Genomic DNA, 1,023 nt, shown 5'->3' with positions numbered 1-1,023 from the left:
TTTTTTCTATCCCCTATTCCCTATTTTCTTTTCCCCTCTGTTCCCTGTTCCCTGTTCCCTGTTCCCTGTTCCCTGCTATATTAAATAAATTCATAAAACTTGATTGAGAAAAAAAGCCAGTGATGCACTACTTAACGGAACAGTGAGATTATCAATTCCATATTTTGAAAAAGTTTCTAATCCAGTCGCCACAATCGCCACAGCTATTGAAACAATCCAAGTAAGTTGATGATTTCCCTGAACTGTTAATAAAATAGCACTGGAAATAATCAAACTAACCAATAGCATTGTTAAAGAACCTTCCCAACTTTTTTGACTCCCGAAAACTCGATATTTGTGTTGACCCCATTGTTGACCTATAACAGCAGCTAAACCATCTCCCCAAGTCATGACTAAAATACCCAAAGCAGCATATTGAGGTTGTTGAATTGTCCAAAACCAACCGATTAAAATCCCAATACTCACCGCATAGAAAAATGTTCCTAAACTTTTACGTCCCACACTATTAATACTAGGAAGAATTGGAGTTTGATAGGAAATAATCGCAATGATTCCTGAAATTACACTGGCGGTAATTCCCACCCACGCCGGAATATTCAGCCACCAAGCCAATAGAATTACATTTCCAGTTCCAATATGAACAATTTTGCGGGAGATTTCAGGACTAACAGAAAAAATTCGGTTGAGTCCTTCTGCGACCACAAGAATTAAACCTAACCAACCAGCAACTAAAGTGATTTGGATTCCTAAATTGGGGATTTCAGTCAAACTAGGCATTTAATTAATCGGGTGTAAATTAACCTAAATGATTAGTATACGCGGAAAATAGTTATGCCAGCACCTTATCGTTACAATGATCCAAGTTATTTCCATCTCCTGTTACCGTGCGATCGCAGCGATCGCTGATCAACATTTCACCTGAAGGTCAACCGTTATCTTTATTTTTGGGGGTTATAGCGCTACGCATTACAGTTAGGACATTTCTAAATCTTGAAACCCTTTCACTTCTTACTGTTCCCTGTT

1 protein-coding gene is annotated in these 1,023 nt (G+C 38.2%); it reads right to left on the bottom strand.

Annotated elements, in window-relative coordinates:
* Positions 1-90 precede the first annotated feature (90 nt).
* Positions 91-777: a diacylglycerol/polyprenol kinase family protein gene (locus tag PL8927_RS27560; protein WP_083627098.1), complete on the bottom strand. Its 687-nt coding sequence runs from the start codon at positions 775-777 to the stop codon at positions 91-93.
* Positions 778-1,023: the final 246 nt, after the last annotated feature.

Origin of the sequence: Planktothrix serta PCC 8927 (genome assembly GCF_900010725.2) — a bacterium.
GTDB classification, from domain to species: Bacteria; Cyanobacteriota; Cyanobacteriia; order Cyanobacteriales; family Microcoleaceae; genus Planktothrix; species Planktothrix serta.
Note: the sequence above shows the minus strand (reverse complement) of the source record. Positions and strands in the feature narration are given on the sequence as shown.